Below are 21,367 nucleotides of genomic sequence, written 5' to 3'. Positions count from 1 at the left end.
TTGCGGTACCGGAGGTGCTGGGGCCTGACGCGCCGTGCTGATCGAGCATCACGCGGCCTCCTCGAACTCGAAGAGGCGGGCGGGGCGGGGCCGGCCCAGGGCGGCGAGAGCGGCGTCCGCCGCGCTCACACCGCTGCGGACCGCACTCTCCATGGTCGCGGGCCACCCTGTGGCGGTCCACGCGCCGGCCAGGTAGAGGCCGGGGGCTTTCGTACGGGCACCGGGCCGCAGCCGTCCGACGCCGGGGGCCGGAGCGAACGTCGCCGTGCGCTCCCGGGTCACGAAGAAGTCCTTCACCTCGGCGCCGCGCGCGAGCGGAAGCAGCCGCTCCAGCTCGGGCAGATAGCGCTCGCGCAGCGCGGCCACCGGCTCGTCGATCTCGTGGTGCGCGGCCGACTGGGACAGGGCGAGGTACTGGCCCTCGAGCAGCCCGGAGGCGTCGGTGCGGTCGAAGACCCACTGCACCGGGGTGCCGAGGGCCGCGAAGAACGGCTTGTCGAGCACCTTGCGGTCGTAGACGACATGGACGTTGAGGATCGGGGCGGTGCCGATCTCCCGAAGATTTTCCGGGGCGTCCAGCGCGCCCTCCGGCAGCAGGTCACACGCCTCGTCCTGGGCGACGGCGAGGACCACCGCGTCGGCCCGGAGCGTCTCCCCGGGAACCTGAACGCTCCAAGTGCCGTTCTCGTCAGTAGAGATGGAGGTGACGCGTGTACGGACCTCGATACGCACGCCCGCGGAGTCGAGCGCCTTGCGGGCGAGCCGGTCATGCAGTTCACCGAGCGGGACGTGCGCCCAGCCGATGTCGGCCGCGCCCGGGTCGGACAGCAGACCGGTCTTGAACACCATCGCGGCGAGCCCCAGCGAGGCGTCGCCCGCGACCGCGTTGAGGGTGGCGACCCCGACCAGGTCCCACAGGGCCTCGACGGCACGCGCCGACTGACCGTGCGCGGTCAGCCAGCTGCCGAAGTCCTGTGCGTCCAGGCTCGGATCGGCGAGGTCGAGCCCCTTGAGCGCGAGCGCGGCACGCCCCACCCTGGCCCGCTCGGCGAGCGAGAGATGCGGATAGGTCGCCAGGCTGCGCCCCAGATGCAGGGGCACCGGCAGCGCGTCGCGCCGCAGCCTGCCGAGCCGTCTGCCTTCGGGCCGGGCCACGTCGAGTACGGGCACGTCGAGCCGATCCTGCAGCGGCGCCAGCGCCGTTCCCTCGATGCGGTCGAGGAACCAGCGGTAGGCGGTGCAGCAGCGCAGGTAGACGTGCTGTCCGTTGTCGACGGTCAGTTCGCCGCGCTGGAAGGAGAAGGCGAGTCCGCCCAGGCGTGGTCTGCCTTCGAGCAGGGTGACACGCACCCCGGCGTCGGCGAGCGCGAGCGCGGCCGTGATACCGGCGAGCCCACCGCCGATCACGACGGCGTCCCGCCCGGACTGCTGCCCGTCGGTCATCGCACACCCTCCCCTGCGCGGACGCCGTGGTGCTTGAACGATGCACGGCGGGCCGTTGCAGTCAGGGACGCCGTCCTCGAGCGGAGGGTTGCGTGCCACTTTTCTCCGATGGCATCACCTTGGGCCGAATTGTCCATCAGGCGCGCCTCCTGACGGTCTGCCGCGTCACATGCCGTGCGTCCAGGCCGGACAGGCCACGGACGGCGACGTACGCCTTCTCACGTCCGGGCAGCGAGACCCGGCCGCGCAGCACCGCCTCGGGGTCGCGCTCGATGCGGTCGAGCAGACGGCGGTAGATGCCGGCCATGGCGGCGACACAGGCGCCGCTGCGCCGGTCGAGCATGGGGAGCAGCCGGTAGCCCTCGGCGAAAAGGGCGCGGGCCCGTCGCACTTCGAAGTGCACGAGGCCCGCGAAGTCGGCGCCCTCCGGTGGTTTCGGCCCCTTGAAGCCGGCCGAGCAGCCGAACTTCGCGAGGTCGTCGGCGGGCAGATAGATGCGTCCGCCCTCAGCGTCCTCGCGGACGTCTCTGAGGATGTTGGTGAGCTGGAGCGCAAGACCGAGCGTGTCGGCATACTCTGGCGCGCGCTCGGCGGCGCGCGCCCCCGGTTCGGTGCCGAACACACCGAGCGAGAGCCGTCCGATGGCGCCCGCCACGCAGCGGCAGTACACCTTCAGGTCGTCCCAGGTCTCGTAGGTCTCGCCGTGTACGTCCATCAGGACGCCGTCGATCAGCTCGTCCAGGCCGCCCAGCGGGATCGGGAAGACCTCCGCGGCGTGGGCGAGGGCGACGGCCACCGGATCGGTGTCGTCCTCGTCGATCGAGCCCTCCCGCACCCGGGTCAGCATCGCCCGGGTGTCCTCGAGCCTCGCGGTCTTCACGTCGGCCGCCAGTGCGCCGTCGCCGATGTCGTCGACGCGCCGTGAGAACGCGTAGAGCGCCGACATCGCACGCCGCTTGGACGTGGGCAGCAGCCTGATGCCGTACGCGAAGTTGCGCGCCTGCTGTCCGGTCACGGTCTCGCAGTAGCTGTAGGCGGCGAGTACCGGTGCGGACACATGCGGTGGTGACTCCACGGTCCGGATCACCCCTCTCCTCGCAGAGTGACGCCCACCTCGCGCAACAGCTGGAGCTTGCCGGGCTTGGGCGGGCCGGGAAGTACGTCGTGTTCTGCGGCGGCGATCGCGTGGAGCGCCGCCCTTCCCCCCGCCACGAACCCTGCGAGCAGCAGCTTCAGTCTGCCGTGGACGCTACCCACCAGGGGGGCGCCTTCATTCAGGAGTTCGCGGGCGCGTTGTGCTTCGTATGCAACCAGAGCGCGCACCGATGCGCCCGCGGTTTTCGCGGCGAGATCCGCTTCCTGGACGTGAAAGCGCTTCATGTCCTCGGCGGGCAGATAGATCCGGTCGCGGCCGAGGTCCTCGGCGACGTCCTGGAGGTGTTCGACGATCTGGAGGGCCGTGCAGATCGCGTCCGAGAGACGGATCCGCTCGGGGGTCGAGGTGCCGGTGACGGCGAGCACGAGACGGCCGACGGGGTTGGCGGACAGCTCGCAGTAGGCGAGCAGGTCGTCGTAGGTCTCGTAGCGGGTGACGAGCTGGTCCTGGCGGTTGGCGGCGATCAGGCCGAGGAAGGGCTCGGGGGTGAGCGAGCGGCGGCGGACCGTGGCCTGGAGGCGGCGCAGCAGGGGATGGCCCGGGGTTCCGTCGAAGACCCGGTCCAGGTCGGCCTCGAAGGCGTCCAGGAGGAGCGACCGGTCCTCGGCCTCCTCGGGCGACACGCCGAGCAGCCCGGCGTCGGTTCCGCCGGGGGCCAGGTCACCGTCGCCGATGTCGTCGACGAGCCGGGCGAAACCGTAGACCGCGATGAGATCGGTGCGCCAGTCCTTGGGCAGGAAGAACGGAGCCACGGGGAAGTTCTCCCCCGCGGCCTTGTCGAGCGTGCCGCGCTCCGGATCGCCGGCGCGCGCCGTACCGGTTGCCGTCACCGCTCACTGCCCGGGGCAGGGACGGCACGGGCTGGGCGGAGCTGGGGATCTTCGGTCGCCATTGCCGTCACAACTCCCGTTCTACACCGCAGACCCAATACAGACTATTTCGGACACGCCGCCCGGCCGTCGGCGCAGCGCCCCAGTGATCGGGTGTCGCGCATTATCGCCCCACTTGCCGCGATTAGGCACCCGTACAGCTTACGTTGTACAACGCGGCAAGGATCGTCGGGGTGTCCTGCACATCACAACAACACACCGATTGGCCCCAAGATTCCTAAGGGGGCACGAAGTTGACGTTTCCTTTGCAGACGCGGGGCCCCGCCGGATCAGTTCCGGCGGGGCCCGGTCAAGCGGAGCGGTCCTGTTCGTCCGCGGCGCAGTGGACTACTTGCCCGTGAACTTCTCGTACTCCTTGATGACCTCGTCGGTCGGGCCGTCCATGCGCAGCTCGCCGCGTTCCAGCCACAGGACGCGGTTGCAGGTGTCACGGATCGACTTGTTGTTGTGACTGACCAGAAACACCGTGCCCGCGGTCTCGCGCAGCTCGCGGATGCGAGCCTCGGAGCGCTTCTGGAAGGAGCGGTCGCCGGTGGCCAGGGCCTCGTCGATCATGAGTACGTCGTGGTCCTTGGCGGCGGCGATGGAGAAGCGCAGGCGGGCCGCCATGCCGGAGGAGTAGGTGCGCATCGGAAGGGTGATGAAGTCACCCTTCTCGTTGATCCCCGAGAAGTCGACGATCTCCTGGTAGCGCTCCCTGATCTGCTCCCGGGTCATGCCCATCGCGAGCCCGCCCAGGATGACGTTCCGCTCGCCGGTGAGGTCGTTCATCAGTGCCGCGTTGACGCCGAGCAGGGAGGGCTGGCCGTGGGTGTAGACGCGGCCGCTCTCGGCGGGCAGCAGACCCGCGATGGCGCGCAGCAGGGTCGACTTGCCGGAGCCGTTGGAGCCGATCAGGCCGATCGCCTCGCCCTTGTAGGCGACGAAGGACACGCCCTTGACGGCGTGCACCTTGCGCACGCCCCGCGCCGCGTCGTCGGAGCCTCGCTTGAGGATGCGGCTGAGCGCGGCGGTCGCGCTGCCCTTGCCGGTCTTGGCGCCGTTGACGCGGTAGACGATGTGCAGCTCGTCCGCGATGACGGTGGGAGTGTGCTCGTCCGCGATGACGCCGGTGGTGTGCTCGTCCCTGATGTCCTCAGCCACGGCCGTACCTTTCCTCCGCCTTCCAGAAGTACACGAAACCGCCGAGCGCGAAGAGCGCGGCCCAGCCGCCCGCGGCCGCCCAGACATGGTCGGGCAGGTTCTCGGCGCCGTACTCGTCGATCAGGGCGAAGCGCATCAGGTCCATGTAGATGGCCGCCGGGTTCCACTGGAGCACCGTGGCGAGCCATTGCGGCTTGTCGGCCAGCATGACCGGGATCGAGAACATCACGCCGGAGGCGTACATCCAGGTACGCATCACGAACGGCATGAGCTGCGCCAGGTCGGGTGTCTTGGCACCGGCGCGGGCCATGATCAGCGCCAGACCGGTGTTGAAGAGGAACTGAAGGATCAGCACCGGGACGATCAGCGCCCAGGACAGGTCCGGGTAGTGGCCGAAGCCGACCGCCACGGCGAACAGCACGACCATCGAGAACAGCAGCTGCTGGAGCTGCTGGAGCGCGAAGGAGATCGGCAGGGAGGCACGCGGGAAGTGCAGCGCGCGGACCAGGCCGAGGTTGCCGGAGATGGCGCGGACGCCCGCCATGACGGAGCTCTGCGTGAACGTGAACACGAAGACGCCCGTGACCAGGAACGGGATGTAGACGTCCTTCGGCATGCCACGGCTGGCGTTCAGGATGACACCGAAGATGAAGAAGTACACGGCCGCGTTCAGCAGCGGCGTCGCCACCTGCCACAGCTGGCCGAGCTTGGCCTGGCTGTACTGGGCGGTCAGCTTCGCCCGCGAGAACGCGAGGATGAAGTGGCGCCGGTCCCAGAGCTGGCGGACGTACTCGACGAGTGAGGGCCTGGCGCCGCTCACGGTCAGGCCGTTCCGGACGGCGAGCTGTGCCGCCGTCAGGCCTTCGTCGGGCGACACGGGCGCGCTCACCGCGACCGTGCCGTCGTGCGTTGTCTCACTCACTGATGGATAGCTTTCCTCTTCGGGATGCGCAGCCTTGTGCGGGGCAGGGCATGAGCCTGGGGCCGCGGTGCGGCCCGGTCGCTCTCAGGAACGAGCTTGTCAGATGACCGGGGGCCGGCCCAGTCGGGTCAGGCGCCAGACGGTACGCCACTTCATCGGCCTGCGCGGTCCGCACTGCGTGCTCCAGCCCTCCCGGAAGCCGCCGAACCAGGCCTTCAGGGCGGGCCGCGAGGGACGGCGCAGCAGGGTGAGGAGCAGCCAGACGCCGAGATAGACCGGGACCAGCGGCGCGGGCAGGTTGCGGCGGGCGAGCCAGACGCGGTTGCGGGCGACCATGCGGTGGTAGACCGCGTGCCGCGAGGGCGCGGTCGTCGGGTGGTACAGCACCATGTCGGACCGGTAGTCGATCATCCAGCCCGCGTCGAGGGCCCGCCATGCCAGGTCGGTTTCCTCGTGGGCGTAGAAGAACTCGTCCGGGAGGCCGCCGACTTCGGCGAAGACCTGGGTGCGTACGGCGTTGGCGCCGCCGAGGAAGGTGGTGACCCGGGAGGAGCGCATCGGGTCGGCGGCCCGCAGCCGGGGGACGTGCCGGCGCTGGGTGACCCCGGTGTCGGGGTCGGCGATGCGGAAGCTGACGATGCCGAGCTTCGGGTCGGCCTCGAAGGCCTGGCGGCACAGTTCGGCGGTGTCGTGGTTCGGGAGGAGGCCGTCGTCGTCGAGGAAGAGCAAGATGTCGACGTCACGGCCGCTGGGCCCGAAGGCCTCGATGCCGACGTTGCGGCCGCCGGGGATGCCGAGGTTCTCCGGCAGCTCGATCGTGCGGACGCCGTCGGGGACGTCCGGGACGGGCGAGCCGTTGCCGACGACGACCACCTGGACCGGGTCGCCGTCCTGCTTGGCGACCGAGTCGAGCAGGGCGCGCAGCTCCTCGGGGCGGTTGCCCATGGTGATGATGACCGCGCCGACCTTCATGCCGGTGCTCACTTCAGCCTGCTGGAGGCGAGGATCGACACAAGGTGCAGCAGGGTCTGGAGCAGGGCGATACCGGCGAGCACCGCGACGCCGAGCCGCGAGAAGAACAGGTCGTCGCGCAGCTGGTCCGCTATCGCGAGGACCAGGATCAGCAGGGAGGCCTCGATGCCGAGGATCAGCCGGTGGAACTTGAACGCGGCGGCGGCCCGGCGGGCCAGTGCCATACCGGAGGAGCGCATCTCGGCGGCCGCCTCCTGGACGGGCGGCTTCCCGGTCTGGTGGCGGGCGACGCCGACCAGATCGGTCTCGGCCTTGATCAGGATCGCGCCGAGCGCGGCCAGGGTGCCGAGGAAGGCCCACAGCCAGTCGATACGCCCACTGCCGAACACGTCGGCGGCGCGCAGACCGAAGCCGACGAGCACGGCGGCGTCGGTGAGGTAGGCACCGACCCGGTCGAGGTAGACGCCGCCCAGCGAGTACTGCTTCTTCCAGCGCGCGATCTCGCCGTCGACGCAGTCCAGCAGCAGGTACATCTGGACGCACACCACGCCGAGCACGGCTCCCGGGATCCCCGGCACCAGGAGGGCCGGGGCCGCGAGGACACCGAAGACGGTCATCAGGTACGTGAGCTGGTTGGGCGTGACCTTGGTGTTCACCAGGTAGCGGTCCACCCGGAGGGACACCTCACGCATGTAGAGGCGTCCCATCCAGTGCTCACCGCTGCGCCGGTCCTTGACCCCTGCGGGGTGGACGACCGGACGGAGTTCAGCTACCGATGGCCTTGACATAGTCGGTGTAGATGTCCTTGATCTGGTCGGTCTTGAGGTCGAGGTGTTCGAGGATGGTGTAGCGGCCGGGGCGGGTCTGCGGGGCGAACTCCACGGCGCGGACGAACTCCGCGGGCGTGAAGCCGATCTCCTCCGGCAGGACCGGCAGTCCGTGCCGGCGCAGTACCTCGGCCATGTACGCCGATTCCTCGTGGGCTCCGCGCAGGTACATCGCGAAGGCCGCGCCCAGGCCGCACTGCTCGCCATGGGCGGCGGCGCGCTTGGGGTAGAGCAGGTCGAACGCGTGGTTGATCTCGTGGCAGGAGCCGGACGCGGGCCGTGAGTCGCCCGAGATCGACATCGCGACGCCGGTGAGGACGAGGGCCTCGGCCAGCACCTGGAGGAAGTCGTTGTCGCCGACACCTCCCGGGTGCCGGAGCACGGCCTCGCCGGCCTGGCGGGCCATGGCGGCCGCGAGTCCGTCGATCTTCTCGCCCTTGACGCGGTTCGCCAGCTCCCAGTCGGCGATCGCGTTGATGTTGGAGACCGCGTCGCCGATGCCCGCGCGCACGAAGCGCACCGGGGCCTCGCGGATGACGTCGAGGTCGATGACGGCCGCTATCGGGTTGGGCACGCCGTACGAGCCGCGGCCCGCGTCGTTGTCGAGGGTCGCGACCGGCGAGCACAGGCCGTCGTGCGCGAGATTGGTCGGTACGGCGACCAGGGGCAGGCCGATGCGCGCCGCGGCGAACTTGGCGCAGTCGATGATCTTGCCGCCGCCGAGTCCGACGACCGCGTCGTAGTGGCCGGCCTTCATCTCGCCGGCCAGCCGGATCGCGTCGTCGAGGGTGCCGCCGCCGACCTCGTACCAGGTGGCGCCGGGCAGGGCGGGAGCAATCCGCTCCTTCAGCTTGGCGCCGGAGCCGTTGCTGACGGCGACGGCCAGCTTGCCGGAGTGCGAGATCCGCTCGTCGGCGAGCACACCGGCCAGGTCGTCGAGGGCGCCGGGGCGGATGTCCACGACGACCGGCGCGGGAATCAGCCTTGTCAGTAGCGGCACGCGATCTCCCGTCCGCGGGCGAGATCGTCGTGGTTGTCGATCTCCACCCACTGGACGTCGCCGATCGGCGCGACGTCGATGCGGAAGCCGCGGTTCACGAGCTCCTGGTAGCCGTGCTCGTAGAACTGCTGCGGGTCGGTCTCCCAGACCGTCTTCAGGGCGTCGGCAAGTTCCGGGGCGGCGGCGCCCTCGATGAGGGTGACGCCGATGTACTCACCGGTGGCCTCGGCCGGGTCCATCAGCTTGGTGATCTTCGTCATGCCCTTCTCGGCGTCGACGACGACCTTCATCTCCTCGTCGGCGAGGGACTTCACGGTGTCCAGGGCCAGGATGATGCGCTTGCCCTCGCCGCGGGCGGCGAGCAGCGTCTTCTCGACGGAGACCGGGTGCACGGTGTCGCCGTTGGCGAGGATCACGCCGTCCTTGAGGGCGTCACGGCCGCACCACAGGGAGTAGGCGTTGTTCCACTCCTCGGCCTTGTCGTTGTCGATGAGGGTGAGCTTGAGGCCGTACTTCGCCTCCAGCGCCGCCTTGCGCTCGTACACGGCCTCCTTGCGGTAGCCGACGATGACCGCGACCTCCGTCAGACCGATCTCGGCGAAGTTGCCGAGGGTCAGGTCGAGAACCGTGGGTTCGCCCTCTATGCCCGCGGGCCCCACCGGCACCAGAGCCTTGGGAAGGCTGTCGGTGTAGGGGCGCAGACGGCGTCCGGCGCCGGCCGCCAGCACGAGGCCGATCATGCGGGTTCTCCTTCATCGTGTACGGCGGGCGCCCCTGCGGACACCCAGAAGCGGATGCTCTCGACGAGCACCAGCAGGGCCACCGCCACGGCCAGGACCGTGAGCGCGACCGTGAACTGCGAAGCGGTGAGCAGCGCGGCCAGGACGGTGACGAGCAGCGTCCGTCCCTCGTGCCCCCCGATGGCGCGCACCAGCCAGGCCGGGGGCGCTCCGGCGTTGCCGCGGATGCGGTACACCGTGTCGTAGTGATGGTAGGCGACGGCGGCCACCAGGCCGAAAGCCGCGGGAAGGGCTCCGTTCACGTCCGCCGTGGCCGCGAGGATCAGGACGGTGCCGTATTCGGCGGCACGGAAGAGCGGGGGGATCAGCCAGTCGAGGGGGCCCTTGAGGGGCCGCGAGACGGCTTCGGCGGACAGCAGGACGTACAGGCCGGCGACCAGGACGACCATCCAGTCGGGACCCCACGCCCAGGCCGCCAGCGCCGTCGCGACCGCACCGGCGGCGGCGCTCAGCGGCGCCGTGCCACGGGGGGTGCCCGGCAGGATGCGCGCCAGCAGTCCGGCCAGCGGTCCGCTGTCCGCGAGGTCCGCCAGCGCCTGCGCCGCCCGGTCCGTGCGCTGCGCCTTCCGCGTCAGCGACCGCAGCACCCGGCCCGCCGTCGTGTAGGTCGCCGCGAAGGCGCACCCGATGAGAAGGGCGTAGAAGGTGATACGAGGAGTGGTGGCCGCCGTCAGGACCGCGATCATCGCCCAGCGCTCACCGATCGGCAGGACGATCATCCGCCGTACCCACACCGTCCAGCCGACGCTGTCGAGCTTGTCCGAAAGGGCCGCCGTGGGGCTGGTGTTGGCGGTCGCGTCGTGGTTGGCCTCGTTGAAGGAGAAGTCGACGACGTGGCGGCAGGTCTGCAGGATCATCGCGCCCAGCGCCAGCGCCCAGACGTCATCGCCGCCGCGGGCCGCTCCGAGGGCGAGGCCCGCGTAGTAGGCGTACTCCTTGGCCCGGTCGAAGGTGGCGTCGAGCCAGGCGCCGAGCGTGGAGTACTGGAGGGAGTAGCGGGCGAGCTGGCCGTCGGTGCAGTCCAGGACGAAGGACGCGATGAGCAGGACGCCGGCGGCGATGAACCCGCCGCGGGTACCGGTGGCCGCGCAGGCCGCCGCTATGAGCGCGGTGATCAGGGAGGCGGTGGTGACCTGGTTCGGGGTCAGGCCGCGGCGGGCGCACCAGCGGGCGAGGTAGCGGGAGTAGGGGCTGATGAAGTGCGTGGTGAAGAAGCCGTCCCGGGACTTCACGGCCGACTTCAGGCGTACGGCCTCGTCGTCGACGTCCGCGACGGCCTGCCGTGCCTCGTTGCGGGCCTGCGGGTCGGCGGGGACGGCGGCGACCAGGCTGCCGAGCTCGGGGCGGTACACCTCGGCGCCGTCGTCGGCCAGCGCGGTGACGATGCGGTCCGGGAGGCTGTCCACCGCCAGCGCCGTGCCGCCGCCCGCGGAGTTGTCGCGGGCCAGCGCCCGAGTGAGCGTCACGCGCCCTTCGGGCTGTGCGGTGACGGCACCGGGCACGGCGGCGAGCGGGAAGCGGGGGTCGGTGAGGCCGAGGCGCAGGGCGTGCACGTGGCCGACGAAGCGGGCGTCGACGAGGGCGACCCGCTGCTCGCAGGGTGCCTCGGCGACCAGCCGCTCGGCGTCGGCGGCGTCCACGGCGACCCGCACGTCGAAGCCGAGAGACCGCAGATCACCCTCGATCGACGATCCGGGGACCGGCTGACCGGTGAGGATGGCGGTCGACAACCGAACTCACTCCCTGGGTGCCGACGCGCGGGCGCCGGTCATGTGCACGATGGGGGCGCCCCTTGGCTGCACCAGGCGGGCGGCATGTCGGCAGAGGCTATCGGATGCCAAGAAGACCGCGTTCACCGCCCGTTAACGGGCCGATCAACGACGCCTCCCCCGGCCTTTGCCGCGATCATCATCGGTGATCCGGGCCCTCGCTCACAAACCGCGCCCCACAGAGCGGACATCCAGGACATCGCCGGGAGCCCTGGGCGTCGGCATAGGGTGGGCGACCATGACGTGGCTGATCACCGGCGGTGCCGGGTACATAGGGGCACATGTGGCGCGGGCCATGACGGGGGCCGGTGAGCGGGTGCTCGTCCTGGACGACCTCTCGGCGGGCGTCCCCGCACGGCTGCCCGCCGACGTGCCGCTGGTGCGGGGCTCCTCGCTCGACGGCGGCCTGCTCAAGCGGGTGCTGGCCGAACACGCGGTGACGGGTGTGGTGCATCTCGCGGCGCGCAAGCAGGTCGCGGAGTCGGTGGCACAGCCGACCCGCTACTACCAGGAGAACCTCGGCGGCCTCGCGACCCTCCTGGAGGCGGTCGCGGAGGCCGGTGTCGAGCGCTTCCTGTTCTCCTCGTCGGCGGCCGTGTACGGCAACCCCGATGTGGAACTGATCACGGAGGAGACGCCGTGCGCCCCCGTGAACCCGTACGGCGAGACGAAGCTCGCCGGGGAGTGGCTGGTGCGGGCGGCCGGGCAGGCGCACGGGATCTCCACGGTGTGTCTGCGCTACTTCAACGTCGCCGGTGCCGCGACGCCGGAGCTCGCGGACACCGGGGTCTTCAACATCGTCCCGATGGTCTTCGACCGGCTCACGCGCGGCGAGGCCCCGCGGATCTTCGGTGACGACTACCCGACGCCGGACGGCACCTGCGTCCGTGACTACATCCACGTGTCCGACCTGGCCGAGGCCCATCTCGCGGCGGCCCGGCACCTGAGCGGACAGAGCGGCGATCTGACGGTCAACATCGGTCGCGGCGAGGGCGTGTCCGTGCGCGAGATGGTCACGGTGATCGGTGAGGTGACCGGAGACCGACGGCCGGCCGTCGTGGAGCCCCGGCGTCCGGGAGACGCGCCCGTGTCGGTGGCCTCGGCCGCCCGGGCCGCCGGGACGCTCGGCTGGAGCGCGCGGCGAGGGGTGCGCGAGATGATCGACTCCGCCTGGCGGGGCTGGCTGCTGCACCACCACTGAGGGATCCCTGACCTGCGCTTCGTTTCCGCAGGTCAGGGCACATGACAACGGTGTTCAGTGCCGCGTTGCCCGATACCCCCTACCCGTAGTTCACTGTGATCCAGGACGGGCTTTTCGGGGACAACGCGTAGGAGGCGGCTTCCATGGGGGCAGGGCACGATCACGGGCACTCGCATGCGCCGGCCGGCGGTACGGCGACCGCGGCGTACGCCGGCACGCTGCGGGTGGCGCTGTCGATCACGCTCACCGTCATGGTGGTCGAGATCGTCGGCGGCGTCCTCGCGGACTCCCTCGCCCTGGTCGCCGACGCGGCGCACATGGCGACGGACGCGCTGGGCCTCGGCATGGCCCTCCTCGCGATCCACTTCGCGAACCGCCCGGCGACCGGCAACCGCACCTTCGGGTACGCGCGCGCCGAGATCCTCGCCGCCCTCGCGAACTGTCTGCTGCTGCTCGGCGTCGGCGGCTACGTCCTGTACGAGGCGATCCAGCGGTTCATCACGCCGGCCGGCACCGAGGGCGGGCTGACCATCGTGTTCGGTGCGATCGGTCTCGTCGCGAACATGATCTCGCTGACCCTGCTGATGCGCGGCCAGAAGGAGAGCCTGAACGTGCGCGGGGCGTTCCTGGAGGTCGCGGCGGACGCGCTGGGCTCGCTCGCGGTGATCGTCTCGGCCGTGGTGATCCTCACCACGGGCTGGCAGGCCGCCGACCCGATCGCGTCCCTCGTCATCGGCCTGATGATCGTGCCGCGCACGGTCAAGCTGCTGCGCGAGACCCTCGACGTCCTGCTGGAGTCGGCCCCCAAGGACGTCGACATGACGGAGGTGCGCACGCACATCCTGGCCCTGGACGGCGTGGAGGACGTCCACGACCTGCACGCCTGGACGATCACCTCGGGCATGCCGGTGCTGTCCGCGCACGTGGTCGTGCGCTCCGACGTCCTCAGCGCGATCGGTCACGAGAAGATGCTGCACGAACTCCAGAACTGCCTCGGAGACCACTTCGACGTGGAGCACTGCACCTTCCAGCTGGAGCCGAGCGGGCACGCGGAACACGAGGCGCGCCTGTGCCACTGACACACGTGTACGGTGCATGAAACGCCCGTTCTGACGGAATGCAGCGATCCGGCGCACCTTTGCGTCCTCCACCCGACAGCACCTCCCCGAGCGGTTCCCCGCCCGCCGCGCCGGGCACGATCAACTGCCGGGAGTGCCGGATACGTGCGGCACACTTGGGGCGCGAAGACCGATGTGAAGGATGGGTATGCCGACCACACCTGCCACCACGACGCACACTCCGTCGAACGGCGCCGCGAACGCGATCCTGCTGGAACTGGTCGACGAGCACGGTGTGACGATCGGCACCGCGGAGAAGCTCGCCGCTCACCAGCCGCCGGGGCAGCTGCACCGCGCCTTCTCGGTGTTCCTCTTCGACGAGCGGGGCCGGCTGCTCCTCCAGCAGCGCGCCCTGGGCAAGTACCACTCCCCCGGCGTGTGGTCCAACACCTGCTGCGGCCATCCCTACCCGGGCGAGGCGCCCTTCGCGGCGGCGGCCCGGCGGACCTACGAGGAGCTGGGCGTGTCCCCGTCGCTGCTCGCCGAGGCGGGCACGGTCCGCTACAACCACCCGGACCCCGACTCGGGCCTGGTCGAGCAGGAGTACAACCACCTGTTCGTCGGCATGGTGCAGTCCCCGCTCGCCCCGGACCCGGAGGAGGTCGGCGCGACGGCGTTCGTGACGCCGGACGAGCTGGCGGAGCGGCACGCGAAGGACGCCTTCTCGTCCTGGTTCATGACGGTGCTGGACGCGGCCCGCCCCGCGGTCAGGGAGCTGACGGGCCCCTCCGCCGGCTGGTGACCGCCCTCAGGGCACGCGCACGGACTTGAGCGGCAGGGCGGCCCAGATCACCTTGCCGCCGCTGGACGTGTGCTCGACGTCGCAGACCCCGCCCGCCTCCCGGGTGATCTCACGGACCAGCAGCAGCCCCCGGCCCCCCGTCTCGCTGTGGGCGGCCTCCAGAGCGGTCGGCCGGTAGGGGTGGTTGTCCTCCACGGACACCCGCACCCACTCCGCGCCCACGGCCACCTCCACGGCGAGCATCGGCGAGAGCAGCGCCGCGTGCCGGACGGCGTTCGTGACGAGCTCCGACACGATCAGCAGGAGACCCTGGACGAGGTCGTCCGAGACGGGCACTCCCTGGCGGTACAGCAGGTCCCGCACGGCGTGTCGCGCCTGCGGGACCGACGCGTCGACTGCGGGTGCGGTGAACCGCCACACACCCTCGTACGGCAGCGGATCCGGTGTGCCCGGGTCGAGGGGGTCCTCTCCGCCGTCCAGTGGGCGAGGGCCGGACCCGCGCCCATGGTCGTCCATTCTTCGGTCGCCACCCTTGCGCTCGATTGTCACCACATGTCGAGTGTTGGCAGCGCGTCACTCCACCCCGGATGTCTGAACAGAAGTCAGCGGATATCGAGTGCCGCTGACCGATTTCGCGCAGAACTATTCGAGGTGTGTCTGTTTGGTGGCGGCCTCGTGCTGCTCGGTGACCATTCCGACGATCTTGCGGCCGCCGAAGCCGGTGGCCATGAGGCCGAGGCCGTCGAAGAGCAGGGCGAGCGAGAAGAAGCAGCCGATCACGTATGGGCTGCTGCTCGGCCAGGAGGCCAGGACCAGGATGCCGAGCAGCAGACCGAAGGCGCCCTGCACGAGGGTCCAGCCGAACTGCGGTCCGCGCACCACCAGGCTGCCGGCCAGCCGGAACACCCCGCCGGTCAGGAAGAGCAGCGCGGCGAACATGGTCAGAGCCGCGGCGCCGCCTCGGGGCGCACGATGACGACGACGCCGGCCGCGATGTTCAGGGCGGCGACCACGACACCGAGCCAGAAGAAGTTGGAGCCCCGGGCCTGGACCGCGTGCAGCAGTCCGACCACACCGCCGATCAGCAGGAGCCAGCCGAAGAGGATCATCGAGGTGAGCGTGGCCACACCGGTGTAGATCAGCCCGACGAGTCCGGCGAGCACCAGGATCACACCGAGCGCCGCGAGCCGGCCGAAATCGCGGCTCAGCCTGGCCGTCTCGGGGTTCTCCGCCTTGTTCACCGCCATGCGGGGCCTCCTCGCGCCGCGGACCCCTTCTTGATCGTACGGTCGGGGCATACGACTAGCATCCGACGCTATGGAGCTCTCGGAGCCGCAGCTGCTGCACACCGTCACCGACTCGGTCGCTACCGTCGTAGTCCACCATCCGGCCAAGCGCAATGCAATGACGGCCGCGATGTGGCGGGCGCTGCCGCCGCTGCTGGACACGCTGGCCGACGATCCGGGGGTACGGGCGCTCGTGCTGACCGGGGCGGGCGGGACGTTCTGCGCGGGCGCCGACATCTCCACGCTGCGGCGGTCGCCCGAAGAGGCGCAGGCGCTCGCGGTGCTCGCCGAGGAGGCCCTCGCCGCGTTCCCGAAGCCGACGCTGGCGGCGATCCGGGGGCACTGTGTGGGCGGCGGGTCGCAGCTCGCGGCGGCCTGTGATCTGCGGTTCGCCGAGGAGGGGTCGCTGTTCGGGGTGACCCCGGCGAAGCTCGGGATCGTGTATCCGGCGTCCTCCACCCGGCGGTTGGTGTCGCTGGTCGGCCCGGCCGCCGCCAAGTACCTTCTGTTCTCCGGCGAGTTGATCGACGCGGAGCGTGCACTGCGCACGGGCCTGGTCGACGAGGTGCTGCCCGAGGGCGAACTCGCCAAGCGGGTCGGTGAGTTCACCCGGATCCTGGCGTCCCGCTCGCAGCTGACGCAGGCCGCGGCGAAGGAGTTCGCGAACGGCCGCACGGACCGGGACGCGTACTGGACCGGGCAGGCGCGGGGCAGCGGCGACACCGCGGAGGGCGTCGCCGCGTTCTTGGAGCGCCGTCAGCCGCGGTTCACGTGGTCGGTGCCTGGCCGAGGATGAACCGGCTCCTCGACCGGATCAGCTCGACGACGTCGGCGGGGGCCTTCTGCGGGGCTCCGGCGTCGTAGGGCGGTTGCGGGTCGTACTCGATGCCGAGTTGTACGGCCTGGGCGACGAATTCGCCCGCGATGCGGCCGATCAGCTCGAGCCCCATGTCGATGCCGGAGGAGACCCCGGCCGCGGTGACGTACTTGCCGTCCGTCACGACCCGCTCCCCCGTCGGCTCGACCCCGAACTTCCTCAGTTCGTCGAGCGCCAGCCAGTGCGAGGTCGCACGACGCCCTTCGAGGCGGCCCGCGGCTGCGAGCAGCAGGGAGCCGGTGCACACGGACGTCGTCCAGGTGCTGGTGGTGTCGGCGACGCGGATCCAGTCGAGGAGTGCCTCGTTCGTCATCTGCGGGGTCTGCCCCGGGCCGCCCGGGACGACCACCACATCGGGGTTCGGCACTTCGGCCAAGGTCCTGTCGGCGACCAGCGCGAGGTTCCCGCTGTCGGTGCGGACGGGGCCGGTCTCCTCGGCGACGAAGACGACCTCGGAGTCGGGGAGACGACCGAGGGTCTCGTACGGTCCTACGGCGTCCAGGGCGGTGAAACGGTCGTAGAGGACGATGGCGATCTGCACGGGAGTCCTTTCAGTGGGCCGGGGTCGGATGGAAGCGGTGGCGGTACTCGGACGGGGCCGTGCCGAGGGCTTTGACGAAGGCGCGGCGCATCCCCTCGGGGGTGCCGTAGCCGCTGGCGCGGGAGATCTCCTCGATGCCGTCCGAGGTGTCCTCCAGGAGGCGGCGGGCGTGTTCCAGCCGGACCCGGTCGACGTACCGGCCCGGTGTCATGCCGGTCTCGGTCTGGAAGGCACGGGCGAAGTGGCGGGGCGAGAGACGGGCGCGGGCGGCGAGGGTCTCGACACTCAGGTCGTCGGCGGGGTGTTCGGTGATCCACTGCTGAACCTCGCGCAGCGGCTCGCGCCGGGCGGTCTGGGCGGCGAGCTGGGCGCTGAACTGGGCCTGGTTGCCGGGCCTGCGCAGGAAGACGACCAGGTGGCGGGCGATGGTGAGGGCGGCGTCCCGGCCCAGGTCCTCCTCGACCAGGGCGAGCGCGAGGTCGATGCCCGAGGTGACGCCGGCGGACGTCGACACCTGCCCGTCACGCACATAGATCGGGTCCGGGTCCACCTCCACGGCCGGGTGGTCGCGGGCGAGCTTGTCGCTGTACGCCCAGTGCGTCGTGACGCGGCGCCCGTCCAGGAGCCCCGCCTCGGCGAGCCGGATGGCGCCGGTGCACACCGAGACCAGCCGCTCGGCCCGGGGGCCGTGCTCGCGCAGCCAGTCGGTCAGGTGTGCATCGGGGCGCCGGGTGCCCTGGCCCCCGGGCACCACGAGGGTGTGCGGGGCATCGGTCTGAGCGAGGGTTTCGTCCGGTACGACGGTCAGGCCGCTGGAGGTGCGTACGGGAGCGCCGTCCAGCGAGGCCGTACGGATGCGGTAGGTGCCCGGGGTGTGCTGCTCGGCCCCGGCGAAGACCTCCAGCGGGCCGGTGACGTCGAGGCTCTGCATGCCGTCGAAGAGGACGAAGAGAACGGTTCGCTGGGCCATGTTCTCGATTCTTGGGGGCACCGGCGATGGCGGCAATGACGGGTTCCCCACCTTTTCTGCCATCAGGAGCTCCCCCGTAGAGGGGATACCAAGCGGTCGGTAACCTGCACGCCATGACTACTGCCGTCCTGGAACCGCGCGCCGGCCGCCGATGTCACAACCCGCTCAATTCCCTGCACGCCGCGCACTACTTCTCTCCCGACCTGGGCAGGGAGCTGGCCGCGATCGGCGTCACGCACCCGAGGGCCGTCAACTTCGCGGTGCGGGCCGCGGCGCTGGGGCCGGTCGGCCCGGGGGCGGTGACGGCCGCGTTCTACAACTACAAGCACGAGCTGGTGGCCGAGCATGTGCCCGCGGTGTGGCGGACCGCCACGCCCGAACAGGTTCTGGCGGCACGCGCGCGTGCCGTCGACTCGACACTGCGCCGCCTGCTGGGTGAGCAGGCCGTGGCATCCGACGAGATGGCCGAGGCGGCGCGGCTCGCCCTCCGCGCCACCGAGGCCTGCTCGCGCGCCGCGCGCCCGCTGTACTCCGCGCATGCCGATCTGCCGGTGCCCCAGGAGCCCCACCTGGCGTTCTGGCACGCCGCGACACTGCTGCGCGAACACCGGGGCGACGGGCATCTCGCTGCCCTGATGTCCGCGGGGCTCGACGGCCTGGAGGCCCTGGTGACCCACACGGCCACGGGCAGGGGCATGACGCCGCCCTGGGTGTTCACCACGCGCGGATGGACCCGACAGGAGTGGGACGCGGCCGTCGGACGGCTCCGCGAGCGCGGGCTGCTGGACGCCGACGGCGAGCTGACGGAGCGAGGTGCCGCCCTGCGGGACGGGATCGAGGCGGAGACCGACCGGCTGGACCGGGCCCCGTACGAGCACCTCGGGGCCGAGGACGTACGGCGGCTGACGGAGCTCGCGATCGGGTTCGCGCGTACCGCGACGGCCGCGGGGGCCTATCCCGCGGACCTGATCGGCAAGCGCTGAGCCATGACGGATCAAGTCCGCGCAGCGAAGATTGCCGCGCCGTCACGGAGGTACCCGTTCATCTCCTGGTCGTGGTGGCCGGGAGAGGAAAGGGGATGCACATGTTCCGCGCGATCGCAGACGTACTGCGCCAGATCGGTGGCGCCATCGCCACCGTGGTGACGCTGCCGTTCCGGGCGCTGGCCCGGCTCTTCGGCGGTGCGTCCAGCTCCACGAGGAGCCGCAGGGCCTGATGACGACGGCCGGATGACCGCGCCTGATCCCCGACTGTCGGTGCCGCCTGCCACAATTGCCGCGCAACCTCAGTGAGAAGGCGGTACGGGATCGTGACGACACCCGGGTCCAGCGGGTCCACCAACGCAGGGTCGATCGAAAGCAGGATCGCCGAGGAACTCGGCGTACGGGAGCGGCAGGTCAAGGCTGCCGTGGAACTGCTCGACGGCGGTTCCACGGTTCCCTTCATCGCCCGCTACCGCAAGGAAGCGACCGAGATGCTCGACGACGCGCAGCTGCGCACGCTCGAGGAGCGGTTGCGGTATCTGCGGGAGCTGGAGGAGCGGCGGACGGCGATCCTCGACTCGGTGCGCGAGCAGGGCAAGCTCACCGAGGAGCTTCAGGCGCGGATCCGGGGCGCGGAGACCAAGGCGCGCCTGGAGGACATCTACCTGCCGTTCAAACCGAAGCGCCGCACCAAGGCGCAGATCGCCCGCGAGGCCGGCCTCGAGCCGCTCGCCGAGGGCCTGCTCGGGGACCCGGGTGTCGCTCCGCTCGCCGCGGCCGCCGCGTTCGTGGACGCCGACAAGGGCGTGCCCGACGCGCAGGCCGCGCTCGACGGCGCCAGGGCGATCCTGACCGAGCGCTTCTCGGAGGACGCCGACCTGATCGGCGAGCTCCGCGAGCGCATGTGGGTGCGCGGCCGTCTGGCCGCCAAGGTGCGGGACGGCAAGGAGGAGGCGGGCGCCAAGTTCGCCGACTACTTCGACTTCGCCGAACCCTTCACGAACCTGCCCTCGCACCGGATCCTGGCGATGCTGCGCGGTGAGAAGGAGGAGGTCCTCGACCTCGTCCTGGAGCCGGAGGAGGCCACGGAGGGGCCTTCGTCCTACGAGGGCATGGTGGCCCACAGGTTCGGGATCGCCGACCGCGGCCGTCCCGGCGACAAGTGGCTGACGGACACGGTCCGCTGGGCATGGCGGACCCGCATCCTCGTACACCTCGGCATCGACCTCAGGCTGCGGTTGCGCACGGCCGCCGAGGACGAGGCGGTCAACGTGTTCGCGGCCAACCTCCGCGACCTGCTGCTCGCCGCCCCGGCCGGCACGCGCGCGACGCTGGGCCTGGACCCCGGATTCCGTACGGGTGTGAAGGTCGCCGTGGTCGACGCGACCGGCAAGGTCGTCGCCACCGACGTCATCTACCCGCACGTCCCGGCCAACAAGTGGGACGAGGCGATCGCCAAGCTGGCCCGCCTCGCCAAGGAGCACGCGGTCGACCTGATCGCGATCGGCAACGGCACGGCGTCCCGCGAGACCGACAAGCTCGCCGGTGAACTCATCACCAAGCACCCTGAGCTGAAGCTCACCAAGGTGATGGTGTCCGAGGCGGGCGCCTCCGTGTACTCGGCCTCGGCGTTCGCCTCGCAGGAGCTGCCGGACATGGACGTGTCGCTGCGCGGCGCGGTCTCCATCGCGCGCCGGCTCCAGGACCCGCTGGCCGAGCTGGTGAAGATCGACCCGAAGTCGATCGGCGTCGGCCAGTACCAGCACGACCTGTCCGAGGTGAAGCTGTCCCGTTCGCTGGACGCGGTGGTGGAGGACTGTGTGAACGGCGTGGGGGTCGATGTGAACACCGCGTCCGCCCCGCTGCTCGCCCGGGTCTCCGGGATCACCTCCGGGCTCGCCGAGAACATCGTGTCGCACCGGGACGCCAACGGTCCTTTCAAGGCGCGCACCGAGCTGAAGAAGGTGGCCCGGCTGGGCCCCAAGGCGTACGAGCAGTGCGCGGGCTTCCTGCGGATCCGCGGCGGCGACGACCCGCTGGACTCCTCCAGCGTGCACCCCGAGGCGTACCCGGTGGTGCGGCGCATGGTGAAGACCGCCGGACAGGAGGTCGCCTCCCTCATCGGCAACACGGGCGTCTTGCGCTCGCTCCGGCCGCAGGACTACGTGGACGAGACGTTCGGTCTGCCCACCGTGACCGACATCCTCAAGGAGCTGGAGAAGCCGGGGCGCGACCCTCGGCCCGCCTTCAAGACGGCGACCTTCAAGGACGGCGTCGAGAAGATCTCCGACCTTGTCTCCGGGATGGTGCTGGAGGGGGTCGTGACGAATGTGGCGGCGTTCGGGGCGTTCATCGACGTCGGTGTCCACCAGGACGGTCTGGCGCATGTCTCCGCGCTGTCGAAGACGTTCGTCAAGGATCCCCGGGATGTCGTGAAGCCCGGTGACATCGTCAAGGTGAAGGTGCTGGAGGTCGATATTCCGCGGAAGCGGATCTCCTTGACGCTGCGGCTGGACGACGAGGCGGCGGCCTCCGGCGGGGAGCGGCGACAGCAGCAGCGGGGTGGGCGGCCTCCTCAGCAGCGGCAGCGGCAGCAACCGCGTCAGCAGCAGGCGCCTGCTCCGGGCAACAGTGCGATGGCCGATGCTCTGCGGAAGGCCGGGCTGCTGGATTCCAAGAAGAAGGGGCGGTAACGGTCGTGGGGGGGAACTGCGGGCCGGCTGTGGC

The 21,367-nt window shown here is 70.7% G+C and carries 21 protein-coding genes and 1 pseudogene; 7 read left to right on the top strand and 15 right to left on the bottom strand.

The window, feature by feature from the left end; translation table 11 throughout:
* Positions 1-48: 48 nt before the first annotated feature.
* From hpnE to AQJ46_RS35070, 11 genes are all read right to left on the bottom strand, one after another.
* Positions 49-1,443: a hydroxysqualene dehydroxylase HpnE gene (hpnE, locus tag AQJ46_RS35115; protein ID WP_059209393.1), complete on the bottom strand. Its 1,395-nt coding sequence runs from the start codon at positions 1,441-1,443 to the stop codon at positions 49-51.
* The gene (locus AQJ46_RS57565; protein WP_225887471.1) at positions 1,440-1,580 is read right to left on the bottom strand and encodes a DUF6380 family protein; all 141 of its coding nucleotides are present in this window, start codon (positions 1,578-1,580) and stop codon (positions 1,440-1,442) included. Before AQJ46_RS57565 ends, hpnE begins: the two co-directional genes overlap by 4 nt.
* Complete coding sequence (gene hpnD, locus AQJ46_RS35110) at positions 1,580-2,530, bottom strand: presqualene diphosphate synthase HpnD (RefSeq protein WP_059209392.1); 951 nt, start codon at positions 2,528-2,530, stop codon at positions 1,580-1,582. Before hpnD ends, AQJ46_RS57565 begins: the two co-directional genes overlap by 1 nt.
* Entirely contained in the window at positions 2,527-3,429 is a 903-nt protein-coding gene (gene hpnC, locus AQJ46_RS35105) for a squalene synthase HpnC (protein ID WP_059209391.1), read from the bottom strand. The genes hpnD and hpnC overlap by 4 nt, the downstream gene beginning before the upstream one ends.
* A gap of 387 nt (positions 3,430-3,816) precedes the next feature.
* Positions 3,817-4,632, bottom strand: a complete 816-nt coding sequence (locus AQJ46_RS35100; protein WP_404828493.1) for an ABC transporter ATP-binding protein — start codon at positions 4,630-4,632, stop codon at positions 3,817-3,819.
* Positions 4,625-5,554 (bottom strand): ABC transporter permease, encoded by a 930-nt coding sequence (locus AQJ46_RS35095; protein WP_059209390.1) that lies wholly within the window; start codon positions 5,552-5,554, stop codon positions 4,625-4,627. The genes AQJ46_RS35100 and AQJ46_RS35095 overlap by 8 nt, the downstream gene beginning before the upstream one ends.
* Positions 5,555-5,653: 99 nt before the next feature.
* Entirely contained in the window at positions 5,654-6,526 is an 873-nt protein-coding gene (locus AQJ46_RS35090) for a glycosyltransferase family 2 protein (RefSeq protein WP_387531666.1), read from the bottom strand.
* Between the two features lie 8 nt (positions 6,527-6,534).
* Complete coding sequence (locus AQJ46_RS35085) at positions 6,535-7,314, bottom strand: CDP-alcohol phosphatidyltransferase family protein (RefSeq protein ID WP_079072546.1); 780 nt, start codon at positions 7,312-7,314, stop codon at positions 6,535-6,537.
* On the bottom strand, positions 7,292-8,353 hold the full coding sequence (locus tag AQJ46_RS35080) for an iron-containing alcohol dehydrogenase family protein (protein ID WP_059209389.1): 1,062 nt from the start codon (positions 8,351-8,353) through the stop codon (positions 7,292-7,294). Before AQJ46_RS35080 ends, AQJ46_RS35085 begins: the two co-directional genes overlap by 23 nt.
* Positions 8,341-9,093: a phosphocholine cytidylyltransferase family protein gene (locus tag AQJ46_RS35075; protein WP_057610194.1), complete on the bottom strand. Its 753-nt coding sequence runs from the start codon at positions 9,091-9,093 to the stop codon at positions 8,341-8,343. The genes AQJ46_RS35080 and AQJ46_RS35075 overlap by 13 nt, the downstream gene beginning before the upstream one ends.
* Positions 9,090-10,883, bottom strand: coding sequence for a DUF5941 domain-containing protein (locus tag AQJ46_RS35070; RefSeq protein WP_059209388.1), 1,794 nt, complete (start codon positions 10,881-10,883; stop codon positions 9,090-9,092). Before AQJ46_RS35070 ends, AQJ46_RS35075 begins: the two co-directional genes overlap by 4 nt.
* A 277-nt stretch (positions 10,884-11,160) precedes the next feature.
* Between AQJ46_RS35070 and galE the strand changes: the two genes are divergently transcribed.
* The 3 genes from galE to idi all read left to right on the top strand — a co-directional run bounded on the left by galE (position 11,161) and on the right by idi (position 13,983).
* Positions 11,161-12,123 (top strand): UDP-glucose 4-epimerase GalE, encoded by a 963-nt coding sequence (galE, locus tag AQJ46_RS35065; RefSeq protein WP_059209387.1) that lies wholly within the window; start codon positions 11,161-11,163, stop codon positions 12,121-12,123.
* Between the two features lie 143 nt (positions 12,124-12,266).
* Positions 12,267-13,202: a cation diffusion facilitator family transporter gene (locus AQJ46_RS35060; RefSeq protein WP_059209386.1), complete on the top strand. Its 936-nt coding sequence runs from the start codon at positions 12,267-12,269 to the stop codon at positions 13,200-13,202.
* A gap of 187 nt (positions 13,203-13,389) precedes the next feature.
* Positions 13,390-13,983, top strand: a complete 594-nt coding sequence (idi, locus tag AQJ46_RS35055) for an isopentenyl-diphosphate Delta-isomerase (RefSeq protein ID WP_059209385.1) — start codon at positions 13,390-13,392, stop codon at positions 13,981-13,983.
* A 6-nt stretch (positions 13,984-13,989) separates the two neighbouring features.
* Here the strand turns inward: idi and AQJ46_RS35050 are convergent, their stop codons facing one another.
* Positions 13,990-14,499 (bottom strand): ATP-binding protein, encoded by a 510-nt coding sequence (locus tag AQJ46_RS35050; protein WP_059209384.1) that lies wholly within the window; start codon positions 14,497-14,499, stop codon positions 13,990-13,992.
* Between the two features lie 126 nt (positions 14,500-14,625).
* Positions 14,626-15,230, bottom strand: a pseudogene (locus AQJ46_RS35045) (HdeD family acid-resistance protein).
* Between the two features lie 70 nt (positions 15,231-15,300).
* On the opposite strand from AQJ46_RS35045, the gene AQJ46_RS35040 reads away from it, so the two are divergent.
* Positions 15,301-16,065, top strand: coding sequence for an enoyl-CoA hydratase/isomerase family protein (locus AQJ46_RS35040; protein ID WP_059209383.1), 765 nt, complete (start codon positions 15,301-15,303; stop codon positions 16,063-16,065).
* On the opposite strand, the gene AQJ46_RS35035 is transcribed toward AQJ46_RS35040, so the two are convergent.
* Both AQJ46_RS35035 and AQJ46_RS35030 read right to left on the bottom strand, forming a co-directional pair.
* The gene (locus AQJ46_RS35035) at positions 16,037-16,687 is read right to left on the bottom strand and encodes a DJ-1/PfpI family protein (protein ID WP_059209382.1); all 651 of its coding nucleotides are present in this window, start codon (positions 16,685-16,687) and stop codon (positions 16,037-16,039) included. The genes AQJ46_RS35040 and AQJ46_RS35035 overlap by 29 nt on opposite strands.
* Positions 16,688-16,697: 10 nt before the next feature.
* Complete coding sequence (locus AQJ46_RS35030; protein ID WP_059209381.1) at positions 16,698-17,657, bottom strand: GlxA family transcriptional regulator; 960 nt, start codon at positions 17,655-17,657, stop codon at positions 16,698-16,700.
* 113 nt (positions 17,658-17,770) lie between these two features.
* Here AQJ46_RS35030 and AQJ46_RS35025 point away from each other — a divergent pair, with 113 nt between their 5' ends.
* The 3 genes from AQJ46_RS35025 to AQJ46_RS35020 all read left to right on the top strand — a co-directional run bounded on the left by AQJ46_RS35025 (position 17,771) and on the right by AQJ46_RS35020 (position 21,333).
* Positions 17,771-18,640: an SCO6745 family protein gene (locus tag AQJ46_RS35025; protein WP_059209380.1), complete on the top strand. Its 870-nt coding sequence runs from the start codon at positions 17,771-17,773 to the stop codon at positions 18,638-18,640.
* A 101-nt stretch (positions 18,641-18,741) separates the two neighbouring features.
* Positions 18,742-18,873 (top strand): LPFR motif small protein, encoded by a 132-nt coding sequence (locus tag AQJ46_RS58535; RefSeq protein WP_252100478.1) that lies wholly within the window; start codon positions 18,742-18,744, stop codon positions 18,871-18,873.
* Positions 18,874-18,966: 93 nt separating this feature from the next.
* Entirely contained in the window at positions 18,967-21,333 is a 2,367-nt protein-coding gene (locus AQJ46_RS35020) for a Tex family protein (RefSeq protein WP_059209379.1), read from the top strand.
* The last annotated feature ends 34 nt before the right edge of the window (positions 21,334-21,367 follow it).

This window comes from Streptomyces canus, assembly GCF_001514145.1.
GTDB lineage: Bacteria > Actinomycetota > Actinomycetes > Streptomycetales > Streptomycetaceae > Streptomyces > Streptomyces canus.
Note: the sequence above shows the minus strand (reverse complement) of the source record. Positions and strands in the feature narration are given on the sequence as shown.

Bases quoted from the DNA above. Each gene is read 5' to 3' on its own strand.
- AQJ46_RS35060 (WP_059209386.1), top strand. From the start codon at position 12,267: ATGGGGGCAGGGCACGATCACGGGCACTCGCATGCGCCGGCCGGCGGT.
- AQJ46_RS35050 (WP_059209384.1), bottom strand. From the start codon at position 14,499: ATGGACGACCATGGGCGCGGGTCCGGCCCTCGCCCACTGGACGGCGGA.
- AQJ46_RS35040 (WP_059209383.1), top strand. From the start codon at position 15,301: ATGGAGCTCTCGGAGCCGCAGCTGCTGCACACCGTCACCGACTCGGTC.
- AQJ46_RS57565 (WP_225887471.1), bottom strand. From the start codon at position 1,580: ATGGACAATTCGGCCCAAGGTGATGCCATCGGAGAAAAGTGGCACGCA.
- AQJ46_RS58535 (WP_252100478.1), top strand. From the start codon at position 18,742: ATGTTCCGCGCGATCGCAGACGTACTGCGCCAGATCGGTGGCGCCATC.
- AQJ46_RS35090 (WP_387531666.1), bottom strand. From the start codon at position 6,526: ATGAAGGTCGGCGCGGTCATCATCACCATGGGCAACCGCCCCGAGGAG.
- AQJ46_RS35075 (WP_057610194.1), bottom strand. From the start codon at position 9,093: ATGATCGGCCTCGTGCTGGCGGCCGGCGCCGGACGCCGTCTGCGCCCC.
- idi (WP_059209385.1), top strand. From the start codon at position 13,390: ATGCCGACCACACCTGCCACCACGACGCACACTCCGTCGAACGGCGCC.
- AQJ46_RS35025 (WP_059209380.1), top strand. From the start codon at position 17,771: ATGACTACTGCCGTCCTGGAACCGCGCGCCGGCCGCCGATGTCACAAC.
- hpnE (WP_059209393.1), bottom strand. From the start codon at position 1,443: ATGACCGACGGGCAGCAGTCCGGGCGGGACGCCGTCGTGATCGGCGGT.
- AQJ46_RS35085 (WP_079072546.1), bottom strand. From the start codon at position 7,314: ATGTCAAGGCCATCGGTAGCTGAACTCCGTCCGGTCGTCCACCCCGCA.
- AQJ46_RS35030 (WP_059209381.1), bottom strand. From the start codon at position 17,657: ATGGCCCAGCGAACCGTTCTCTTCGTCCTCTTCGACGGCATGCAGAGC.
- galE (WP_059209387.1), top strand. From the start codon at position 11,161: ATGACGTGGCTGATCACCGGCGGTGCCGGGTACATAGGGGCACATGTG.